Origin of the sequence: Bacillus sp. FSL W8-0519, assembly GCF_038005585.1 — a bacterium.
Lineage (GTDB): Bacteria > Bacillota > Bacilli > Bacillales > Bacillaceae_G > Bacillus_A > Bacillus_A paranthracis.
Genome location: NZ_JBBOTL010000001.1, coordinates 401,815 through 418,040 on the forward strand (window position 1 = coordinate 401,815; position 16,226 = coordinate 418,040).

Consider the following 16,226-nt stretch of genomic DNA (forward strand, 5'->3'; position numbering starts at 1 on the left):
TCTTAAAATAAGAATTCCTCATGTTTGTATTATTTACCAAGAAAGCTCTTCTTGAAGAAGTCTAGTTGGAAATCTAATGTAAGTGGATCGTTGAAATAGAATTCCATCATGTTTGCTTCGTATACACGATTATTTTTTACTGCTGGGATGTTTTTATATGATTCTGTCTCTTGGAATGAGTTATCAGTATCTTTGTTTTTACTTACGATTAAGTAATCACCAGCAAACTCAGGTAATACCTCAGTAGATAATGCGTAGTAACCTTCTTTTAATGCTTTTTCTTTTACTTTTTCAGGCATTTTTAATTTCATTTCTTGGTACAGAATTTCTGTTCCGCGGCCCCAGTTCTCGCCGTATACATAAAGCTGTTTGTTGAAGTTTTCTACAACAGAAACTGTAGCATCTTCACCGATTTTTGCTTTAATTTCTTTACCAGCTTCTTGTGCACGTTTCTTGAAGTCATCAACCCAAGTTTTTGCTTCTTTTTCTTTGTTTAATAACTTACCAATTTCTAAATGCTGTGTTAAGTAATCAACTTTTCCGTAAGTGTATGTTACAGTAGGAGCGATTTTCTTTAACTTATCAACATTTTTAATATTTGATAAACCGATGATTAAATCTGGATTTAGTTCAGCGATTTTTTCAACATTTTCATCTGATACTTCAGCAACGTCTTTAAGTTTGCTATCAAAACGTGGGTTTTGTTTAGACCATGAATCTACCCCAACAAGATTTACACCTAATGACATTACGTTACCAGCGAATGATGATAAAACAACAACGCGTTTTGGATTTGCAGGAACTTCTACTTTACCATTTTCAGATTGGTATGTAATGGTTTCTGATTTACTACCTTTTGCATCGTTCTTTTTGTCTGTAGAGCCATTGCTACAAGCGCTCATAACAAGGACGAAAAGAACTGTTAGTGAAATAAATAACTTTTTCATCGTCTGTCTCCTTTAAATAGATGATATGTGTATACAATAATTTGTTTAACTGCAATCTTTTTGAAAGAGTAGTGGTAATACAAAATGTTTATTAAAAATTTTGAATGTGAGATGTCACAATATAGTATTAACCATACTAATAAAAGAAGATGTAATCTCAAATTTTCTAATTATTAACAAATTGATAATGATTATCACTATTGATTCATTAAATAATATAATTTTATCTAGTTGTATTGTCAATAGTAATTTTAATTGTAAATTTTGCGGAAACAGGTTATATTTTATTGAGAATGATAATCAATGATTAGTAGCTGAGGAGTGAGCACGAATGAATCGAGAAGAATTGTTTGATGTAACTGTGATAGGCGGAGGACCTGCAGGGCTTTATTCAGCTTTTTATAGTGGACTCAGAGAAATGAAAACGAAAATAATAGAATTTCAACCACAGTTAGGTGGAAAAATACATGTTTATCCAGAGAAGATGATTTGGGATGTAGGAGGACTATTACCAGTTACAGGTGATAAATTAATTGAGCAACTTGTACAACAAGGGTTAACATTTAAGCCGGAAGTTGTATTAAATACAAAAGTAGAATCGATTATTCGTAATAAAGATGGCACTTTTACGTTAAAAGCAAACGATGGAAAAGAACACTTTTCAAAAACAGTTATTGTGGCAACTGGAAGTGGTATATTGAAACCACAAAAGTTATCAATTGAAGGTGCTGAGCGATTTGAAGTATCGAATTTAAATTATACAGTGAAGTCTTTAAAGCGTTTCAAAGATAAAACGATCATTATTTCCGGCGGAGGAAATTCTGCCGTTGATTGGGCAAATGAATTAGAACCAATCGCGAAAAAAGTATATGTAACATATAGAAAAGAAGAATTATCTGGTCATGAAGCACAAGTGAAGCAACTGCTGAACAGCTCAGCTGAGTGTTTCTTTCATACATCGATTACAAAATTAATTGCTGGTGATAGTCATGAAGCGATTGAATATGTAGAATTAACGAATCATGAGACAGGTGAAGTTTCTCATTTACCTATTGATGAAGTTATTATTAATCATGGATATGAACGTGACATTACATTATTAGAAAATAGTGAGTTAGACGTTGCGATTATAGATAATTTTTATATTGCAGGGAATGCAAATAGTGAGTCTTCAGTAGACGGATTATATGCTGCTGGGGATATTTTAAAGCATGAAGGAAAATTACACTTAATTGCGGGAGCATTCCAAGATGCTGGAAATGCTGTGAATAAAGCGAAACAATTTATTCAGCCAGATGCAAGTGAGTATGGAATGGTTTCTTCGCATAATGAGGTATTTAAGAAGAGAAATCGAGAATTGATTAAGCAGATGATGAAATAGTAAAGGAACAAGTATCCCCCCATTTACTTCTCTATTCGAATGACGAGAGAGGTAAATGGGGGTTTTCCTGTTTACTATATTTTCAATCATTATAATGACACCGGTTTCATCAGTTCATGTGACATGAACATTTTATTTGTGAATCTTCCTAGAAAATAATGAATCTATGTTTTGCTGACGCAGAACTGTATTACATTATGCTGTTCCTTTAGCTCGTTCGTTAGGAAATGGCATGTTTAATATAGAAGCAATGTACTGTTTTCCATGCATTCGAGCTAATGATTCTAATATTTGGCGAACACGTTTTGTAAGATGACCTTGTTTTTTTATTTCCTCACAATATGCGTCATAGAAAACGTATTTAGCCCAAAGGAAATCATCTTGTTGGAATAAGAAATGATTTTTGTACCATTCTCCAATTGTATGGTAACAATTGTTTTCCTGTATTGCTACGCTTTGAGAAAGAATACGATCAGATAAAGATGCAGTTAAATGAGAAATTGTGTTTTCTGTTTCAATTTGTAATGTTTTTTCTAACATTGTAATGATGTGACGAGTAGCCATATGTTAACTCTCCTTTGTGTAAATGGGTAATACCATTCTATATTTAAAAAATTCTTACTATACACTATTATACAATATATGGAATGCATCTACCTGCTTTTTAGGTTGCATTTACAAAATCTTTTTTATTTGTTTACAAAAATAAAGTAAGATACAGTATATAGGAAAAAATAATAAAGGAATGAACGAGTTGTATATAACAGTAGAAGAAGCTGCGGAGTATTTGAATTTACCAAAGTCGTATATTGAAGAGTTAATTCAGCAAAAGAAAATTCGTGCACTATTTGATGGAGAGCAATATTTATTAAATAAAGAACAATTCAATACACATTTAGAACAAATGGAGAAATATAAGCAATTAGTGGAAGAAATATTGAACGAACCAATTCCAGAAGATATGGATGTTAAAGACGAAGATTAAACTATGGGAAATCCCTTATGAAGATATGCAGAAATGTATCTTCATAAGGGATTTTTTTGTTTAAAGATATTAAAAGCATAAGGAGTTCTTAGCCTTTCCTCAAATTTTGATAGGTAGTAGTCTACCATGTTAAAAGCATATTTTTTTCTAGCTAGGACAAACATAGAGAACGTAACCTGTACAGATACATATACTATCAGTGCAAAAGCTTATAAATTAATGGAAGGGGTTTTCTCGTGAGTTTATTTCATTGTGATTTTTTGAAAGACTTAATTGGATCTTTTGTGAGAGTAAACAGGGGTGGTCCAGAATCTCAAAAAGGAACAATAATATCAGTATGTCCGGACTACTTCGTATTGCAGAATGAAAAAGGTGAACTTTATTACTATCAACTTAAACATCTAAAGAGTATCACAAAAAATGCGAAAGAATGTGGATCAAGTGATTGCGAGTGGGAAGATTGCGCCTGTGCAGAAGACTTTGAAGAACTGCTTGAAAGTTTCAAATATTGCTGGGTGAAAATTAATCGCGGTGGTCCAGAGAAAGTGGAAGGCATTTTACAAGATGTTTCTTGTGACTTCGTAACATTAATCGTAAAAGAAGAAATTATCTTAATTGCAATAAAGCATATTAAAAGTGTTAACTATAATGCTTTAGCTTGTGGAGAGAGCGATGAGAGCGACGATAGTAAGGAAAGTAGCAATAATTCAGGTCGTGCTCGTGCACAAAGACAATCAAGTAGAGGAAGATAATAAGAAAGGGGGATACGAAATTGGAGAATGTATTATGTTGTGACCAAATTAAATGTTTAGTTGGTGAGACTGTCAAAGTAAACCTTCGCGGACCAGAAAGTCGAGTTGGTGAGCTTGTATCGTTAGGCAAAGATTATCTAACGTTACAATTACCACATGGTGAATTAGTATATTATCACTTGAAGCATGTGAAGAGTCTAGTTAAGAAAGTAAAAGAAAGTAAATGTGGTGATTGCTATAGTTCATGTTTCTGCTCTGATGAGGATACTTTTCTAGATATATTAAAAGACTTGAAGTATAAGTGGGTAAAAATTAATCGTGGTGGTCCAGAATGTGTGGAAGGTTTGTTAAGTGAGGTACACCATGGCTGCATTACACTAGTAAACTGCGATGAAGTGATTTATGTAGTTAAGTCTCATATTAAGAGTGTGAGTCAAGTAGTTAAATGTAAAAAGAATGAAGATGAATAATGTTTAATAAATAAGAGGGGCATTATGAGGGAAAGAGAAGAACAATTTCTTATTTCAATAGTATGAAAAGGAATTACTTACTATTAAAACAGAACTTTGCCCTGATTATTTTTTTAGAAATGAAAGACAGGAAAGAAGAAATTCATAGGAAGGAGGATATAGATGAATGAGTTAAACAAAAGTATTGGAGAAAATATATATGTTAAATTAATTGGTGAAAAAAGGTTTAAAGGTGTATTAATAGACGTAGGAAATGATATCGTTGTTCTTTACAATGGACAAGACTACGTATATATATCTTTATACCATGTACAATATTATAAATTTTTACGATCACATGATGAAGAAATCTTAAAACCAGATGTGGATTCTGTAATTAAGAGAGAGTCACCTTCAATTTCTTTGAGGAAAGTATTAAGTACTTCCAAAGGGATTTTTACGGAAATTTATGTAGCAGGAAATGCTCCAATACATGGGTATGTTACAAGTGTAATGAACGATTATATTGTTTTTTATAGTCCAGTTTATAAAACTGTATATATATCTTTAAAACACTTGAAATGGTTAATTCCGTATAAAGAAAATCAAGTGCCTTACGCCCTCAATAAAAATGAACTCCCCGTGAATCCCTTAAATATTACGTTAGCTCGAACGTTTGAAGAACAACTTATTAAAATGTCTGGAAAAATTATGGTGTTCGATTTAGGTGAGGAATATAATAAAATCGGAAAGATGGCGAAGATTGATGAAGGGCATATTGAAATATTAAAAGCGCGTGATGCGAAAATGTATGTAAATATTCAACATGTAAAATCTGTCCATTGTCCGTAAGTTAATTGAAAGGGCTGGCTTTCTCTTTTATATGCAGAAGAAAAGGTCGAGCCTATTTGTTTAGCTTGATCTGAATATGAGGGGAAAAATGAATTGAATATAAATATGTTAGTATGGCTGTTGAAGAGGAAATTTTGTACTAAATTATAAAGAATATGTACGAGCTATCTTTTGATGTATTCAATTTATTTTTTTGAGGGAGAACTGCTTAACTAATATATTAAAGGGGTTTTGTTGGTGGAGCAGTTTCCAAATTCGTTATCGATTACATTACTTGGTAGTGCTGGTGGAGCAGCAAAAGCAGTTTTAGCGATTTTAAATCAAGCGATAGTAAATGAAAAAGACCCGATTTATGAAGTGATAAAGAATGTTACATTTTATTTGGTTGATATAAAACAAAAAGATAGGACGTATTATGACGAGTTGTTTCCAAATTTGGAAGATCAATTGTTTTTATCCGAAATAGATCTCCAAGATGTAGTGACATTTAAAAAACATTTAAAAGAAAGTAGTACGAGCGTTGTGATTGATGTTTCAGGGGCAGATACGATCAGAGTATTAAGCTGTTGTAATGAACTTGGAATTTGTTATATTAATTCAGCTTTGGAAAACGAGGCAGTAGATCAGGACGATAGTTTAATCGGCTTTCAGCTTACGGAAAGATATACGAGATTTGAGAAGGAAAAAGATAAATTTAAAAATACAAAAGCAATTATAGGCTCAGGTATGAATCCAGGTGTCGTTCAATGGATGGTTGTTGAACTTATGAAGGAACGCCCGAATGAAAAGCCAAGAGCATGCTATATAGTAGAACATGATACGTCATTTTTGAATGATACAGCACTTATAAAGCCTCATACACTGTATGCTTCATGGGCAGTAGAGCGATTTCTAGATGAAGCGATATGGAGTTATCCGATGTATATGAGTCATCATCGTCCTCTTTACTTTTATGAAGATGTATATGCTTCAGAGTATAAAGTAAAGTTGGGAGAGAAAGAATTTTATGGTTGTTTGATGCCGCATGAGGAAGTTTTAATTTTAGGGAAAAACTTTAACATGGAAGTAGGGTTTCTTTACCGAATTAACGAGTATACAACAAATATAATTAGACAGAACTTAGATAAGGTAGAAGATCTATGGAATTGGAATCGTAAAGTATTTAATCCAGCCGAAGAAGAGATTGCGGGCGAGGATCTAGTCGGTGTATTACTCGTTTATGAAAATAGCGAGACCTATATGTATAACGTGATGAATAGCAGTCAAGTTTTTCATAAATATAAAACGAATGCGACATACTTCCAAGTAGGATGTGGCATTTATGCTGGCTTGTGTAGTTTACTGTTCGATAACTTTAAACAAGGTGCCTATTATGTAGAGGAATTATTATTAAATACAGAAAGTAAGTACGGAGAATATTTGAATTTATATATGAATGATTTTGTAGTTGGTGGAAATGACTTTACGGATGGATTGCTACATGATCGAGTAAGGTGGATATAAATTGTGATGAAAAGGAAGGGGAAATCTCCTTCCTTTTCTCGTTATAAGGTTACAGATTGCTCTGAAAGTAATTTCCTTATCATTTAATGAGATAATATGTAGAGTTTTTGTATTGATCATGAGGAGTAGCAAGGAAGTATTGCGATTCAAAGTAGCGGAGAGCTAGGAATGAAGGTGGAGATTTTTTTACCGATAGCATAATGCGCTAGAAGAAAATATTTTTCAGAAAAGTGTTCTTGTTGCGTAAATATAAACATTTTATAAAATGTTTCGAGAAGGGTTTTTTTTATAAAATACTTCGTTTATAATGGAGGAAAATATCGACATGAGATTTGTTATTCATGTAACGGTTCGGTAGTGTTAGAAAAAGAAGGGGTGCACGCGCATCCTTTTTTCTATGCAGATATTATGAAAGAGGTGGTATGATGGAATTAACATTAAATTCGACTGTATGCTTACACGCGATTCAATTTCGAAAAGAGCAAAAGAATTATATTGTAAAAGATACAATTACAGGAGAAAAATATGAAATGCCGCCACTTTGGATTGATGCATTGGCAATGATGCGTGACGGTTTTTTATTAGGGGAAATTGAGGAGAAATTAAAAGAAGAGTATCCGGAAGAAGAAATAAATATGTTAGCATTTACGAGGCAACTGTTAGAGCTAGAACTTGTCGGAATGGTCGATGGGGAAGAAATAGCTTGTACAAAGAAGAAAGAGAAAGATTATTTAGCTTGGTTACGTCCTCGCGTTGAGCAATTCTTTCTTAGTTTAAATAAAAGAAATAGAAGCAAAGGTCAATGATGATCTTTGCTTTTTTGTATAGTTTGTTTAAAAAATTACAGCGAATGCTCTTGCGAAAGCACCGTCGCTATTTTTAATTTTTAAAGGTGCCGCTGAGAAAAAGAAACGTTTCGCATTAATGGCATCTAAGTTTGTTAAGTTTTCGATTAAATAAATATTATTCCCAAGTAGTATGTGATGAATTGGCGATGTTTCTGTCGTTACCTCGTCAGGAGAAATGAAATCTAAACCGACAGATTTTACTTTTAATTGAACTAATTCTTCAGCTAATTCTTCAGAAAGATAAAAGGCTTCTTGTTCATACGCTTCTGTATTCCATTTATTAGATAGGTTGGAATGGAAAATGACAATATCACCTTCTTTTATGTCAGCATTGTGTAATACTTCTTTAGGTAGTTTTCGTTCTTGTACATGAGTTACGTCGATAAGAACAGCTTCACCTACAAATTGGTCTAGGGGCAATTGATCAATAGTCGTTGCGCCTGAAATGAAATGAGCAGGAGCATCACAATGTGTACCAACATGAACGACAGAATGAAAATCTGTAACTTGATAACCTGTTTCTTCAACGCTTGTAATGGCTTCTAAATTGATTTTTGGTGTTCCAGGAAATTGAGACATATTGTTTTCAAATGTTTGGGATAGGTCAATTACTTTCACTTTAAATACCTCCAAGTATATATTTTGAAATATAAAAAACTCACCTTTCATAATCAAGAAAGATGAGTTTTGCACACAATAGTTACGTTTTATCTTTCAAAATGCAATGCATTTTGCAGGAATTAGCACCTATTCAGTTTGTATAAACTGAGGTTGCTGGGCTTCAAAGGGCCGGTCCCTCTGCCTCTCTTGATAAAGGTATATGCAATTTAAAGTTCGGAATTTTCGTGATAATAAAATTGTAATTCATTTCCTTTTTCTGTGCAACACAAAATAGGTATTCACCCAAATAAAGTTGCTCGCATATTGTAGCTTATGTAAATAGAATGCTGCGAAGGAGTGAGTGCAGTGACAGGGAATGTATTGAATTATTATGCTGGTGGAAATACAGCTAGAGGATTTCATAATTTATATGAAGAGAATTTAAAAGGACTAAACAGATTATTTATTTTAAAGGGTGGACCTGGAACGGGAAAATCTTCTTTAATTAAGGTAATAGGTCGTGAATGGGTTGAAAAGGGATATGATATTGAATTTTTACACTGTTCTTCTGATAATAAATCGGTTGATGGTGTCATTATCCCGAAGTTAAAAGTAGGAATTGTTGATGGAACATCACCGCATGTTATTGAGCCAAAAATGCCAGGAGTTGTCGAGGAGTATATTAATTTAGGAATTGCTTGGGATTCAGATAAGTTAAGAAAGCAGAAAGTGGAAATTGAACGATTTGTTTCAGAAGCAAGCAAAGCTTTTCAAGCTGCTTACGCTCGTTTTAACGAGGCATTAGTTATACATGATGAGTGGGAGAAAATATATATTAGTAATATTGATTTTAATAAAGCGAACGAACTAACCGAGCAGCTCATTCAGAAATTATTTACAGATAAAGTTGGGAAACAATCGCTTGTGAAACATCGGTTTTTAGGAGCAGCTACACCGAAAGGAGCAGTTGATTTTGTTCCTAATTTAACAGAAGGATTACCACATCGTTATTTTATAAAAGGACGCCCAGGTTCTGGGAAATCAACAATGCTCAAAAAATTAGCTAAGGCAGCAGAAGAAAAAGGATTTGAAGTTGAAGTATATCATTGTGGGTTTGATCCAAATAGTCTTGATATGGTGATCGTAAGAGAATTAGGGTTTGCGATTTTCGATAGCACGGCACCACATGAATATTTTCCGAGCCGCGAAGGTGATGAAATTATAGATATGTATGCCCTTATTGTAACACCAGGGACGGATGAGAAGTATGCGGAGGAAATTCGTGACGTCTCTATTCAATATAAAGCAAAAATGAATGAGGCAATGTCTTTTTTAGCGAAAGCGAAATCAGTTCGTGATAAATTAGAACGAATTTATATTGCTGCTATGGACTTTTCAAAAGTAGATGCATACAAAGAGGAGATCCAAAAAGAGTTTGAACGAATTGCGGTTAGTGTAACTGAAAAGAACAAGTAAAAAATAACGAATTTTGACAGGCTGTCGGAAATTTTCTGACAGCTATTTTAGTATGTAGTAAACTTAGTAATATATTTGTCGAATTTCCAAGGAAATAATCAAAAAATGGAGAGGGTATGAAATGAGAGAGAAAATTAAGTTGGAGTTAGAACGAATTGAGAAAGAAAATGATGTGAAAATTTTATTCGCTGTGGAGTCAGGGAGTCGTGCATGGGGATTTCCATCAAAAGATAGTGATTATGATGTTAGATTCGTTTATATGCACCCGGTAGAATGGTATTTATCCATTCATGATAAACGAGATGTAATTGAGTATCCGATTAGTGATGATTTAGATATAAGCGGATGGGATATTAAAAAAGCGTTACAACTATTTGCAAAGTCAAACCCAGCTTTACTCGAATGGATTCGATCACCCATTTTTTATTCGAAAAACTCTAATTTTCCAGAACAGCTTCAGCAAATGAGTGAAAAGAACTTCGATCCGAAAGCAACGATATATCATTACTTACATATGGCTTCAAAAAATTATCGTGAATTTTTGCAAGGTGAGAATGTAAAATTAAAAAAGTACTTTTATGTATTGCGTCCTATTTTGGCTTGTAAGTGGCTAGAGGAGAAAACAACTTTGCCTCCTGTAGAATTCGATCGATTAATTACAGAATTATCATTGGAGCGTAGCGTATTAGATGAAATTGAACAGTTGTTAATAAAGAAAAAGGCAGGTACTGAATTAGATGTTGGATTAAAAATTGATGTGTTGAATCAATTTTTAGAAGAACAAATTCATTACTATCAGCAATATGTAAAAGGAATTGAAAAGGGATCAGGGATCGATATTGAGAGTTTAAATACATTGTTTCGAGATATGTTGTTTGCGGTATACGAAAAAGAGCACAAGTAAGTTTGTGCTCTTTTTATTTTGTAGGAATAAAGAAAACAGATATAGCTGCAAGAAGACCTGCAAATGAGAATAAGTAAAAATTCCATACTAAGTCATATTGCATTGTCATAATAATACCGACAAGAATAGGACCAGTAATTGCGCCAACTCGGCCAAGTCCAAGTCCCCAGCCTAAGGAAGTAGCTCGGATATGGGATGGGAAGTATTGTGTCACATATGCATTTAATATTTGAGTAATACCGACCGATCCAATTCCAGCAAGACCAATTAAAAGATAAATGATTGTAACAGATGGTTTAATTGTTAATAGTCCAATACATATAGCTGCCATAAGATAGGAAATGCTAATAACAATTTTGGCTCCTATACGATCTGCGATTGCTCCAGCAAATAATGCACCGATAGCGGCGGTAATATTTAGCATAAGTAGAAATGATAAACTAGATCCAAGAGGATATCCTGCCTGTCGCATCATCTGAGGTAACCAAGTATTTAAACCGTATATTAAAAACATCCCCATTATATAAGTGATCCAAAAAAGCAGCGTTGCTTTTATGTATTCTTTTGAGAATAAAGTAAGAAATCCATTTTTCTTTCGTATATTAGATGGGGGTTGATGAGTTTTCTCTTTTGCATGGAATTCAATTTGAAAACGATTAAGAATTTTATCCACTTCTTCTTGGCGGTTACGTGATAACAAAAATTGAATGGATTCAGGTAAATAACGAATAATGAAAGGAATGAGGAGTAGTGGAATCATTCGGATGCCAAACATAATTCTCCATCCGAAGTCTTCTAACATAAACATGGACAAAATAGCGCCTAACACGATACCTAAAGGATAGCCAGTAAACATAAGAGCATAAATAAAAGATTGTCGCTTTTTGGGTGAATATTCAACAGTAAGTGCGGAAGCTGTAGGAATGACACCGCCTAGTCCAATTCCTCCGATAAATCGCCATAGTCCAAATAATTCAGGAGAAGGAGCAAGTGCAGCTAGGCCCATTGTAGTAGAAAAAAGTGCTAAACAGCATATAAGTGTCCATTTTCGTCCAATTAGATCTGTAATAGTTCCAACTAGAATAGCGCCAATAAACATTCCAAACAAAGCATAGCTGGCAATTGTACCAGCATGAGCTGGTGATAGTGCCCAGCTGTTGTCTTCCAGTAGCTTAGGCAGAACGGCCCCGTAAATACCTAAATCATAGCCGTCAGCTAGAATGGCTAGCCAACAAATAAAAACAACAAGCTTTGTAATAGAGTTCGAAAAAATAGTTTTTGTAGGTTCTAGATGAGGTGGAGCTGAAGGTTGCATAATGTTCACCCCTTTTGATTTGTAGATGAATATATTATTTCATTTGATGTTAATATTTCCCTTCTTATGTCGGAATTTATATGAAAAAGTTTTATAGCAAATAAAGAAGTTCAACAGTCATTCTGTTGAACTTCTTTATTTATTTACTCATTATCAACTCGTTTTAACGGTTGATCTGCCGGACCTTCAATAACATCTCCTTCAATTGAAAAACGGGAACCGTGGCAAGGGCAGTCCCAAGTACAATCACCATTATTCCATTCCACTTCGCAGCCGAGATGTGTACAAGTTGTATCGACAATATGTAATTTTCCATCTTTGTCCTTATAAGCACCTGCTCGTTTCCCGTTAACATGTACGACAGATCCTTCACCAACTTCGAGATCTTCTGGCTTACGTAATGCAGTTTCAATCTTTCCTTCAATTAAATGTTTCGCAACATCAATGTTTTGGGAGAAGAACGTTTTTATATCTGGATTTGCATGAAAGCGTGAAGGTGCATATAGTTCTTTATATGGACTGTCTACTTTTAGAATGGAATCCTTCAGTAAATGAGCGGCAGCAGTTCCAGTTGTCATCCCCCATTTACGATATCCAGTTGCAACAAATATATTTGGATTGCTCTCGTTAATATGTCCGATATAAGGGACCTTATCTAGCGTGATTAAATCTTGTGCTGACCATCTATAAGGAACCTCATCTACCCCAAACGTTGCTTCTGCAAAAGAATACAGTGCTTCATAATGAAGCATCGTGTTTATTCCTTGGCCTGTTTTATGACTTTCTCCGCCAATTAAAATTAATTTTTCCCCATTGCTTGTTGTGTAGCGTAAGGAGCGTTTTGGGTCATCAATACTTAAATACATGCCACCTGGATAATCTGTTTTTGTTTTAATAGCAAGAGCATAAGAGCGTTCTGCGTACATTCGCGTAAAGAAAAAGCTATTCGCATCATAAAAAGGAAAGTGTGAACAAGAGACAACATATTCACACGTAATGCGATGTCCGTCCTTTGTAATGACTTGTGGAGAATCTCCTTTTTCTACATCCATAGCAGTCGTTTGTTCATAAACTTTTCCACCCATCTCCACAAACTTTTCTAAAAGCGTTTTCAAATAAAGAAGGGGATGAAACTGGGCTTGATTTTTCATGACAAGTGCAGATTGTACTGGAATTGGAATCGATAGAGATTGAACATAGTCACAAGGTATATTTAATTTTTGATAAGCTTCATATTCTTTCGATAAATTTCTTAATCCCTTATCAGTAGTTGTATATAAATATGAATCTTCATTTGAGAAATTACAGTCGATTTTATATGTTTGCAAAGTTTCATTAATAAATTGTAGGGCATGATTATTTGATTCATAGTAAAGCCCGGCCTTTTCCATACCGAAATGGTTTATTAATTCATCATAAATAAGATCATGTTGCGCTGTTATCTTCGCTGTTGTATGTCCAGTCGTCCCGTTTAAAATAAGACCAGAATCAATTAATACAACATCGATGCCTTCTTTTGCAAGTAAATAGGCAGTAGTAATACCTGTAATACCAGCACCTATAATAGCGACTTTTGTCTTTATATTTTCAGATAAAGGGGGAAAAGCAGGGAGTTGAGTAGATTCAATCCAATAAGATGATGGGAATTGTGGAAATGTATCGCTTGTCATTAAGGAAACCTCCTGATTTAGAACAATTTTCCTTTTAATATTTCCATATGAGATGAAATTCATGTGTGCTGTTTTAGAGGAAGGCTATTTTTATTTAAAAGAAAGATAAAATTATTTCAGTATAATTATTAGGTCTTGTTGGTATGAAGAGGTAGAAGTTGTGTAAAGCTTAAATTTAAGTGAGTGTATTTGTTGTTTACACAGAGGGTTCTTGAATAAGATAGAGTCTATAGCATGTCAAGGTACGTATATGTATAATAGATAAAACCTTATAAAATATGTGTTTTTTCTTTATTGAAATAAAGTATAATTATAAAAATATAACCAACTTTTATTACTAGGTCATAAAAGTTATTGACAATGTAGAAATTCTATTGATATGATTCATCATGTGGAAAGGTTGATAGAGAGTAAAAAGATAAATGTTTTTCATTGATAATAAAAGCGAAAAATAAGTGACGATAGAGTGAGTATATTTTCCTTATACTAGATGCTTTTTAATCACCTAGTAAAATCAATCTGGAAGCAAGAATTGATATATGTAAGTTGCGCAAGGCGCGGCATAAGAAAGGGGCAAAAGGATGAAGGAGCTTCATACGTTTGGGTGGTATGCAGCACGTGTATCACCACATTTGCCGAAAAAAGCATTTAAACCAGTTCCTACTCGTTTATTTGGCGGACTGGCTTATTTACTTGTGGCATTGGCGGGGTTAATATCGATTGGTGTATTTGAATTGAATGTGTGGGCTAATCTAGGAATTGCGATCGTTCTTGGATTATGTTTTGCTTCACTTGGGTTTTTAGGGCATGAAATTTTACATGGAACTGTTGTAAGAAAGGCATGGCTTCGTGATTTCTTAGGAGCGATTGCATTTATGCCATTATCAACAGGTCCTAAACTTTGGCGAAAGTGGCATAATGCAACGCATCACGTTCATACACAACATGAAGAGAATGATCCAGATGCATGGCCTACACTTGAGAAGCTTAAAAAGAGTAAGTTTTTGAGCTGGGTATATCGCATGCCTCTTCATGTACGTTCATTCTTTAGTTTTCTGTCACTAACAATTCAATTTACATTGCATTCGACTCGAATGTTCTTTCATTTTATAAAAGAGTTTAAGTCATCCAATCAAAAATCTGTATGGCTTCAACTTCTTTTGCCTTGGACTGTTTGGATTAGTTTATTGTTTATTATGGGACCTGGAAAATGGTTATTTGCATATGTGATTCCATTGTTAATTGCTAACTTTATTGTAATGGCATATATCGCAACAAATCACCGCTTAAATCCAATTGTTCCAGTAAATGATCCGTTAGCAAACTGTTTATCAGTAACAGTGCCGCGTTGGGTAGACGTTTTACATTTCAATTTCTCATATCATACAGAACATCATTTGTTCCCTGCTATGAGCTCTAAATACTACCCGTTAGTAAAAGAGAAAATTAAAGAAATGTGGCCGGAACGCTATCATGAGATGCCGATGACAAAAGCTTTGGCAGCGCTATGGAATACACCACGTGTGTATTATCAAGGAAGTGAATTAGTGGATCCGCATAGAGAGCATTTCTATGGTTCTTTAGGAAATGGGCTAGATCCTCATAATATTTCATATCGTGAGGAACATATAGAGGAAGAAGAGAGTATTAAAAAAGTAAATCAATAAAAATAGATATATGTTGCAGTGAAAAAGCAAGCCATCTCTGGCTTGCTTTTTCTTATAAAGAGACTTCTTTTTTCTTCTTTGCACTAACTTGAACTGAGTTTGTTTCTTTTCGCTGTAGTCGTTTTTCCAAAAGGTTAACAAGGTAAGTGAATAGGAGAACAAGCACGAGATAATATAAACCAACGATTATATATGTATCTAATTGTTGGAAGTTACCTGCAGCAATAGATAAACCTGATCCCCATAATTCGGCCATTCCTACGTAAGCAACAAGTGAAGAATCTTTTAATCCAATAATAAACTGATTTCCTAAAGGAGGAAGAGATTGACGAAATGCTTGCGGTAATACGATACGGCGCATCGCTAAAGGATACGGCATACCGAGAGAGCGAGCAGCTTCCATTTGTCCACGATCGACAGATTGGATAGAGCCGCGGAAAATTTCAGTAATATATGCACCGTTATGAATTGCTAAAGCAATGGCTCCTGCCCAAAAAGGGGTAAAAACAACAACGGATGTAATCCCAAAATAGAGAATAGCGATTTGAACAATTAAAGGTGTACCACGAATAATGGCGATGTATACATGAGCAATACTATTTAAAACTTTATTGTTAGAGATTCGAAAAAAAGCGAATAGTAATCCAATTAGTGAGCCGAGTAATAGGGATGTTATTGTTAATTGTAATGTGAGAATAGTAGCCTTTAAGAGTGTGGGATAAGTAGACATAAAAATTTCAAACATATGTGTCACCTCATATTGTATGGATTTTGGTAGGGAATGAAATACCCCACTAATTATTAGCCCGCACCAATTGGGAGTTTTACTGCCCATAAATTGCGGGATAAAAAGTGGGGCATAATTCATGAAACATTT

At 34.2% G+C, this 16,226-nt stretch carries 16 protein-coding genes and 1 riboswitch; of the genes, 10 read left to right on the top strand and 6 right to left on the bottom strand.

The genetic code is table 11. From position 1 onward, the window contains the following. Window positions 1-29 precede the first annotated feature (29 nt). Window positions 30-947, bottom strand: a complete 918-nt coding sequence (locus NST14_RS02135; RefSeq protein ID WP_000732578.1) for an iron-hydroxamate ABC transporter substrate-binding protein — start codon at window positions 945-947, stop codon at window positions 30-32. Window positions 948-1,278: 331 nt separating this feature from the next. Here NST14_RS02135 and NST14_RS02140 point away from each other — a divergent pair, with 331 nt between their 5' ends. After that, a complete protein-coding gene (locus NST14_RS02140) occupies window positions 1,279-2,328 on the top strand; it encodes an NAD(P)/FAD-dependent oxidoreductase (RefSeq protein ID WP_073536170.1) in 1,050 nt (349 codons plus the stop codon). 195 nt (window positions 2,329-2,523) lie between these two features. Here NST14_RS02140 and NST14_RS02145 read toward each other — a convergent pair whose 3' ends face one another. Continuing rightward, window positions 2,524-2,892 carry a hypothetical protein gene (locus tag NST14_RS02145; RefSeq protein WP_000235473.1) on the bottom strand — a complete coding sequence of 123 codons (369 nt, stop codon included), beginning with the start codon at window positions 2,890-2,892 and terminating at the stop codon, window positions 2,524-2,526. Between the two features lie 181 nt (window positions 2,893-3,073). Between NST14_RS02145 and NST14_RS02150 the strand changes: the two genes are divergently transcribed. The 6 genes from NST14_RS02150 (at window position 3,074) to NST14_RS02175 (ending at window position 7,675) form a co-directional block, all read left to right on the top strand. Beyond that, window positions 3,074-3,313, top strand: coding sequence for a helix-turn-helix domain-containing protein (locus NST14_RS02150; protein ID WP_001004507.1), 240 nt, complete (start codon window positions 3,074-3,076; stop codon window positions 3,311-3,313). 236 nt (window positions 3,314-3,549) lie between these two features. Beyond that, window positions 3,550-4,065 carry a hypothetical protein gene (locus NST14_RS02155; RefSeq protein WP_000051521.1) on the top strand — a complete coding sequence of 172 codons (516 nt, stop codon included), beginning with the start codon at window positions 3,550-3,552 and terminating at the stop codon, window positions 4,063-4,065. Window positions 4,066-4,085: 20 nt separating this feature from the next. After that, window positions 4,086-4,535, top strand: a complete 450-nt coding sequence (locus NST14_RS02160; protein WP_000432501.1) for a spore coat protein — start codon at window positions 4,086-4,088, stop codon at window positions 4,533-4,535. A gap of 162 nt (window positions 4,536-4,697) precedes the next feature. Further along, window positions 4,698-5,366 carry a hypothetical protein gene (locus NST14_RS02165; RefSeq protein WP_001004282.1) on the top strand — a complete coding sequence of 223 codons (669 nt, stop codon included), beginning with the start codon at window positions 4,698-4,700 and terminating at the stop codon, window positions 5,364-5,366. Between the two features lie 237 nt (window positions 5,367-5,603). Beyond that, window positions 5,604-6,869 (top strand): hypothetical protein, encoded by a 1,266-nt coding sequence (locus tag NST14_RS02170; RefSeq protein WP_000434741.1) that lies wholly within the window; start codon window positions 5,604-5,606, stop codon window positions 6,867-6,869. Between the two features lie 425 nt (window positions 6,870-7,294). Next, window positions 7,295-7,675: a hypothetical protein gene (locus NST14_RS02175; RefSeq protein ID WP_000424100.1), complete on the top strand. Its 381-nt coding sequence runs from the start codon at window positions 7,295-7,297 to the stop codon at window positions 7,673-7,675. Between the two features lie 27 nt (window positions 7,676-7,702). Here the strand turns inward: NST14_RS02175 and NST14_RS02180 are convergent, their stop codons facing one another. After that, window positions 7,703-8,335, bottom strand: coding sequence for a cyclase family protein (locus NST14_RS02180; RefSeq protein ID WP_000862960.1), 633 nt, complete (start codon window positions 8,333-8,335; stop codon window positions 7,703-7,705). An 86-nt stretch (window positions 8,336-8,421) separates the two neighbouring features. Further along, a riboswitch (SAM riboswitch) is annotated at window positions 8,422-8,534 on the bottom strand. Window positions 8,535-8,683: 149 nt separating this feature from the next. Between NST14_RS02180 and NST14_RS02185 the strand changes: the two genes are divergently transcribed. Beyond that, window positions 8,684-9,793, top strand: a complete 1,110-nt coding sequence (locus NST14_RS02185; RefSeq protein ID WP_000147495.1) for a PRK06851 family protein — start codon at window positions 8,684-8,686, stop codon at window positions 9,791-9,793. Window positions 9,794-9,914: 121 nt separating this feature from the next. After that, on the top strand, window positions 9,915-10,697 hold the full coding sequence (locus NST14_RS02190) for a nucleotidyltransferase domain-containing protein (protein WP_071743008.1): 783 nt from the start codon (window positions 9,915-9,917) through the stop codon (window positions 10,695-10,697). Window positions 10,698-10,710: 13 nt separating this feature from the next. Here the strand turns inward: NST14_RS02190 and NST14_RS02195 are convergent, their stop codons facing one another. After that, window positions 10,711-12,012 carry an MFS transporter gene (locus NST14_RS02195; protein ID WP_073541579.1) on the bottom strand — a complete coding sequence of 434 codons (1,302 nt, stop codon included), beginning with the start codon at window positions 12,010-12,012 and terminating at the stop codon, window positions 10,711-10,713. A 143-nt stretch (window positions 12,013-12,155) separates the two neighbouring features. Further along, entirely contained in the window at window positions 12,156-13,682 is a 1,527-nt protein-coding gene (locus NST14_RS02200; RefSeq protein ID WP_000199956.1) for an FAD-dependent oxidoreductase, read from the bottom strand. A gap of 581 nt (window positions 13,683-14,263) precedes the next feature. Here NST14_RS02200 and NST14_RS02205 point away from each other — a divergent pair. Continuing rightward, window positions 14,264-15,349: a fatty acid desaturase family protein gene (locus tag NST14_RS02205; protein WP_000661225.1), complete on the top strand. Its 1,086-nt coding sequence runs from the start codon at window positions 14,264-14,266 to the stop codon at window positions 15,347-15,349. A gap of 52 nt (window positions 15,350-15,401) precedes the next feature. On the opposite strand, the gene NST14_RS02210 is transcribed toward NST14_RS02205, so the two are convergent. After that, window positions 15,402-16,094: an amino acid ABC transporter permease gene (locus NST14_RS02210; protein ID WP_000461604.1), complete on the bottom strand. Its 693-nt coding sequence runs from the start codon at window positions 16,092-16,094 to the stop codon at window positions 15,402-15,404. Window positions 16,095-16,226: the final 132 nt, after the last annotated feature.

Bases quoted from the DNA above. Each gene is read 5' to 3' on its own strand.
- NST14_RS02140 (WP_073536170.1), top strand. From the start codon at position 1,279: ATGAATCGAGAAGAATTGTTTGATGTAACTGTGATAGGCGGAGGACCT.
- NST14_RS02200 (WP_000199956.1), bottom strand. From the start codon at position 13,682: ATGACAAGCGATACATTTCCACAATTCCCATCATCTTATTGGATTGAA.
- NST14_RS02145 (WP_000235473.1), bottom strand. From the start codon at position 2,892: ATGGCTACTCGTCACATCATTACAATGTTAGAAAAAACATTACAAATT.
- NST14_RS02165 (WP_001004282.1), top strand. From the start codon at position 4,698: ATGAATGAGTTAAACAAAAGTATTGGAGAAAATATATATGTTAAATTA.
- NST14_RS02205 (WP_000661225.1), top strand. From the start codon at position 14,264: ATGAAGGAGCTTCATACGTTTGGGTGGTATGCAGCACGTGTATCACCA.
- NST14_RS02210 (WP_000461604.1), bottom strand. From the start codon at position 16,094: ATGTTTGAAATTTTTATGTCTACTTATCCCACACTCTTAAAGGCTACT.
- NST14_RS02195 (WP_073541579.1), bottom strand. From the start codon at position 12,012: ATGCAACCTTCAGCTCCACCTCATCTAGAACCTACAAAAACTATTTTT.
- NST14_RS02190 (WP_071743008.1), top strand. From the start codon at position 9,915: ATGAGAGAGAAAATTAAGTTGGAGTTAGAACGAATTGAGAAAGAAAAT.
- NST14_RS02135 (WP_000732578.1), bottom strand. From the start codon at position 947: ATGAAAAAGTTATTTATTTCACTAACAGTTCTTTTCGTCCTTGTTATG.
- NST14_RS02150 (WP_001004507.1), top strand. From the start codon at position 3,074: ATGAACGAGTTGTATATAACAGTAGAAGAAGCTGCGGAGTATTTGAAT.
- NST14_RS02175 (WP_000424100.1), top strand. From the start codon at position 7,295: ATGGAATTAACATTAAATTCGACTGTATGCTTACACGCGATTCAATTT.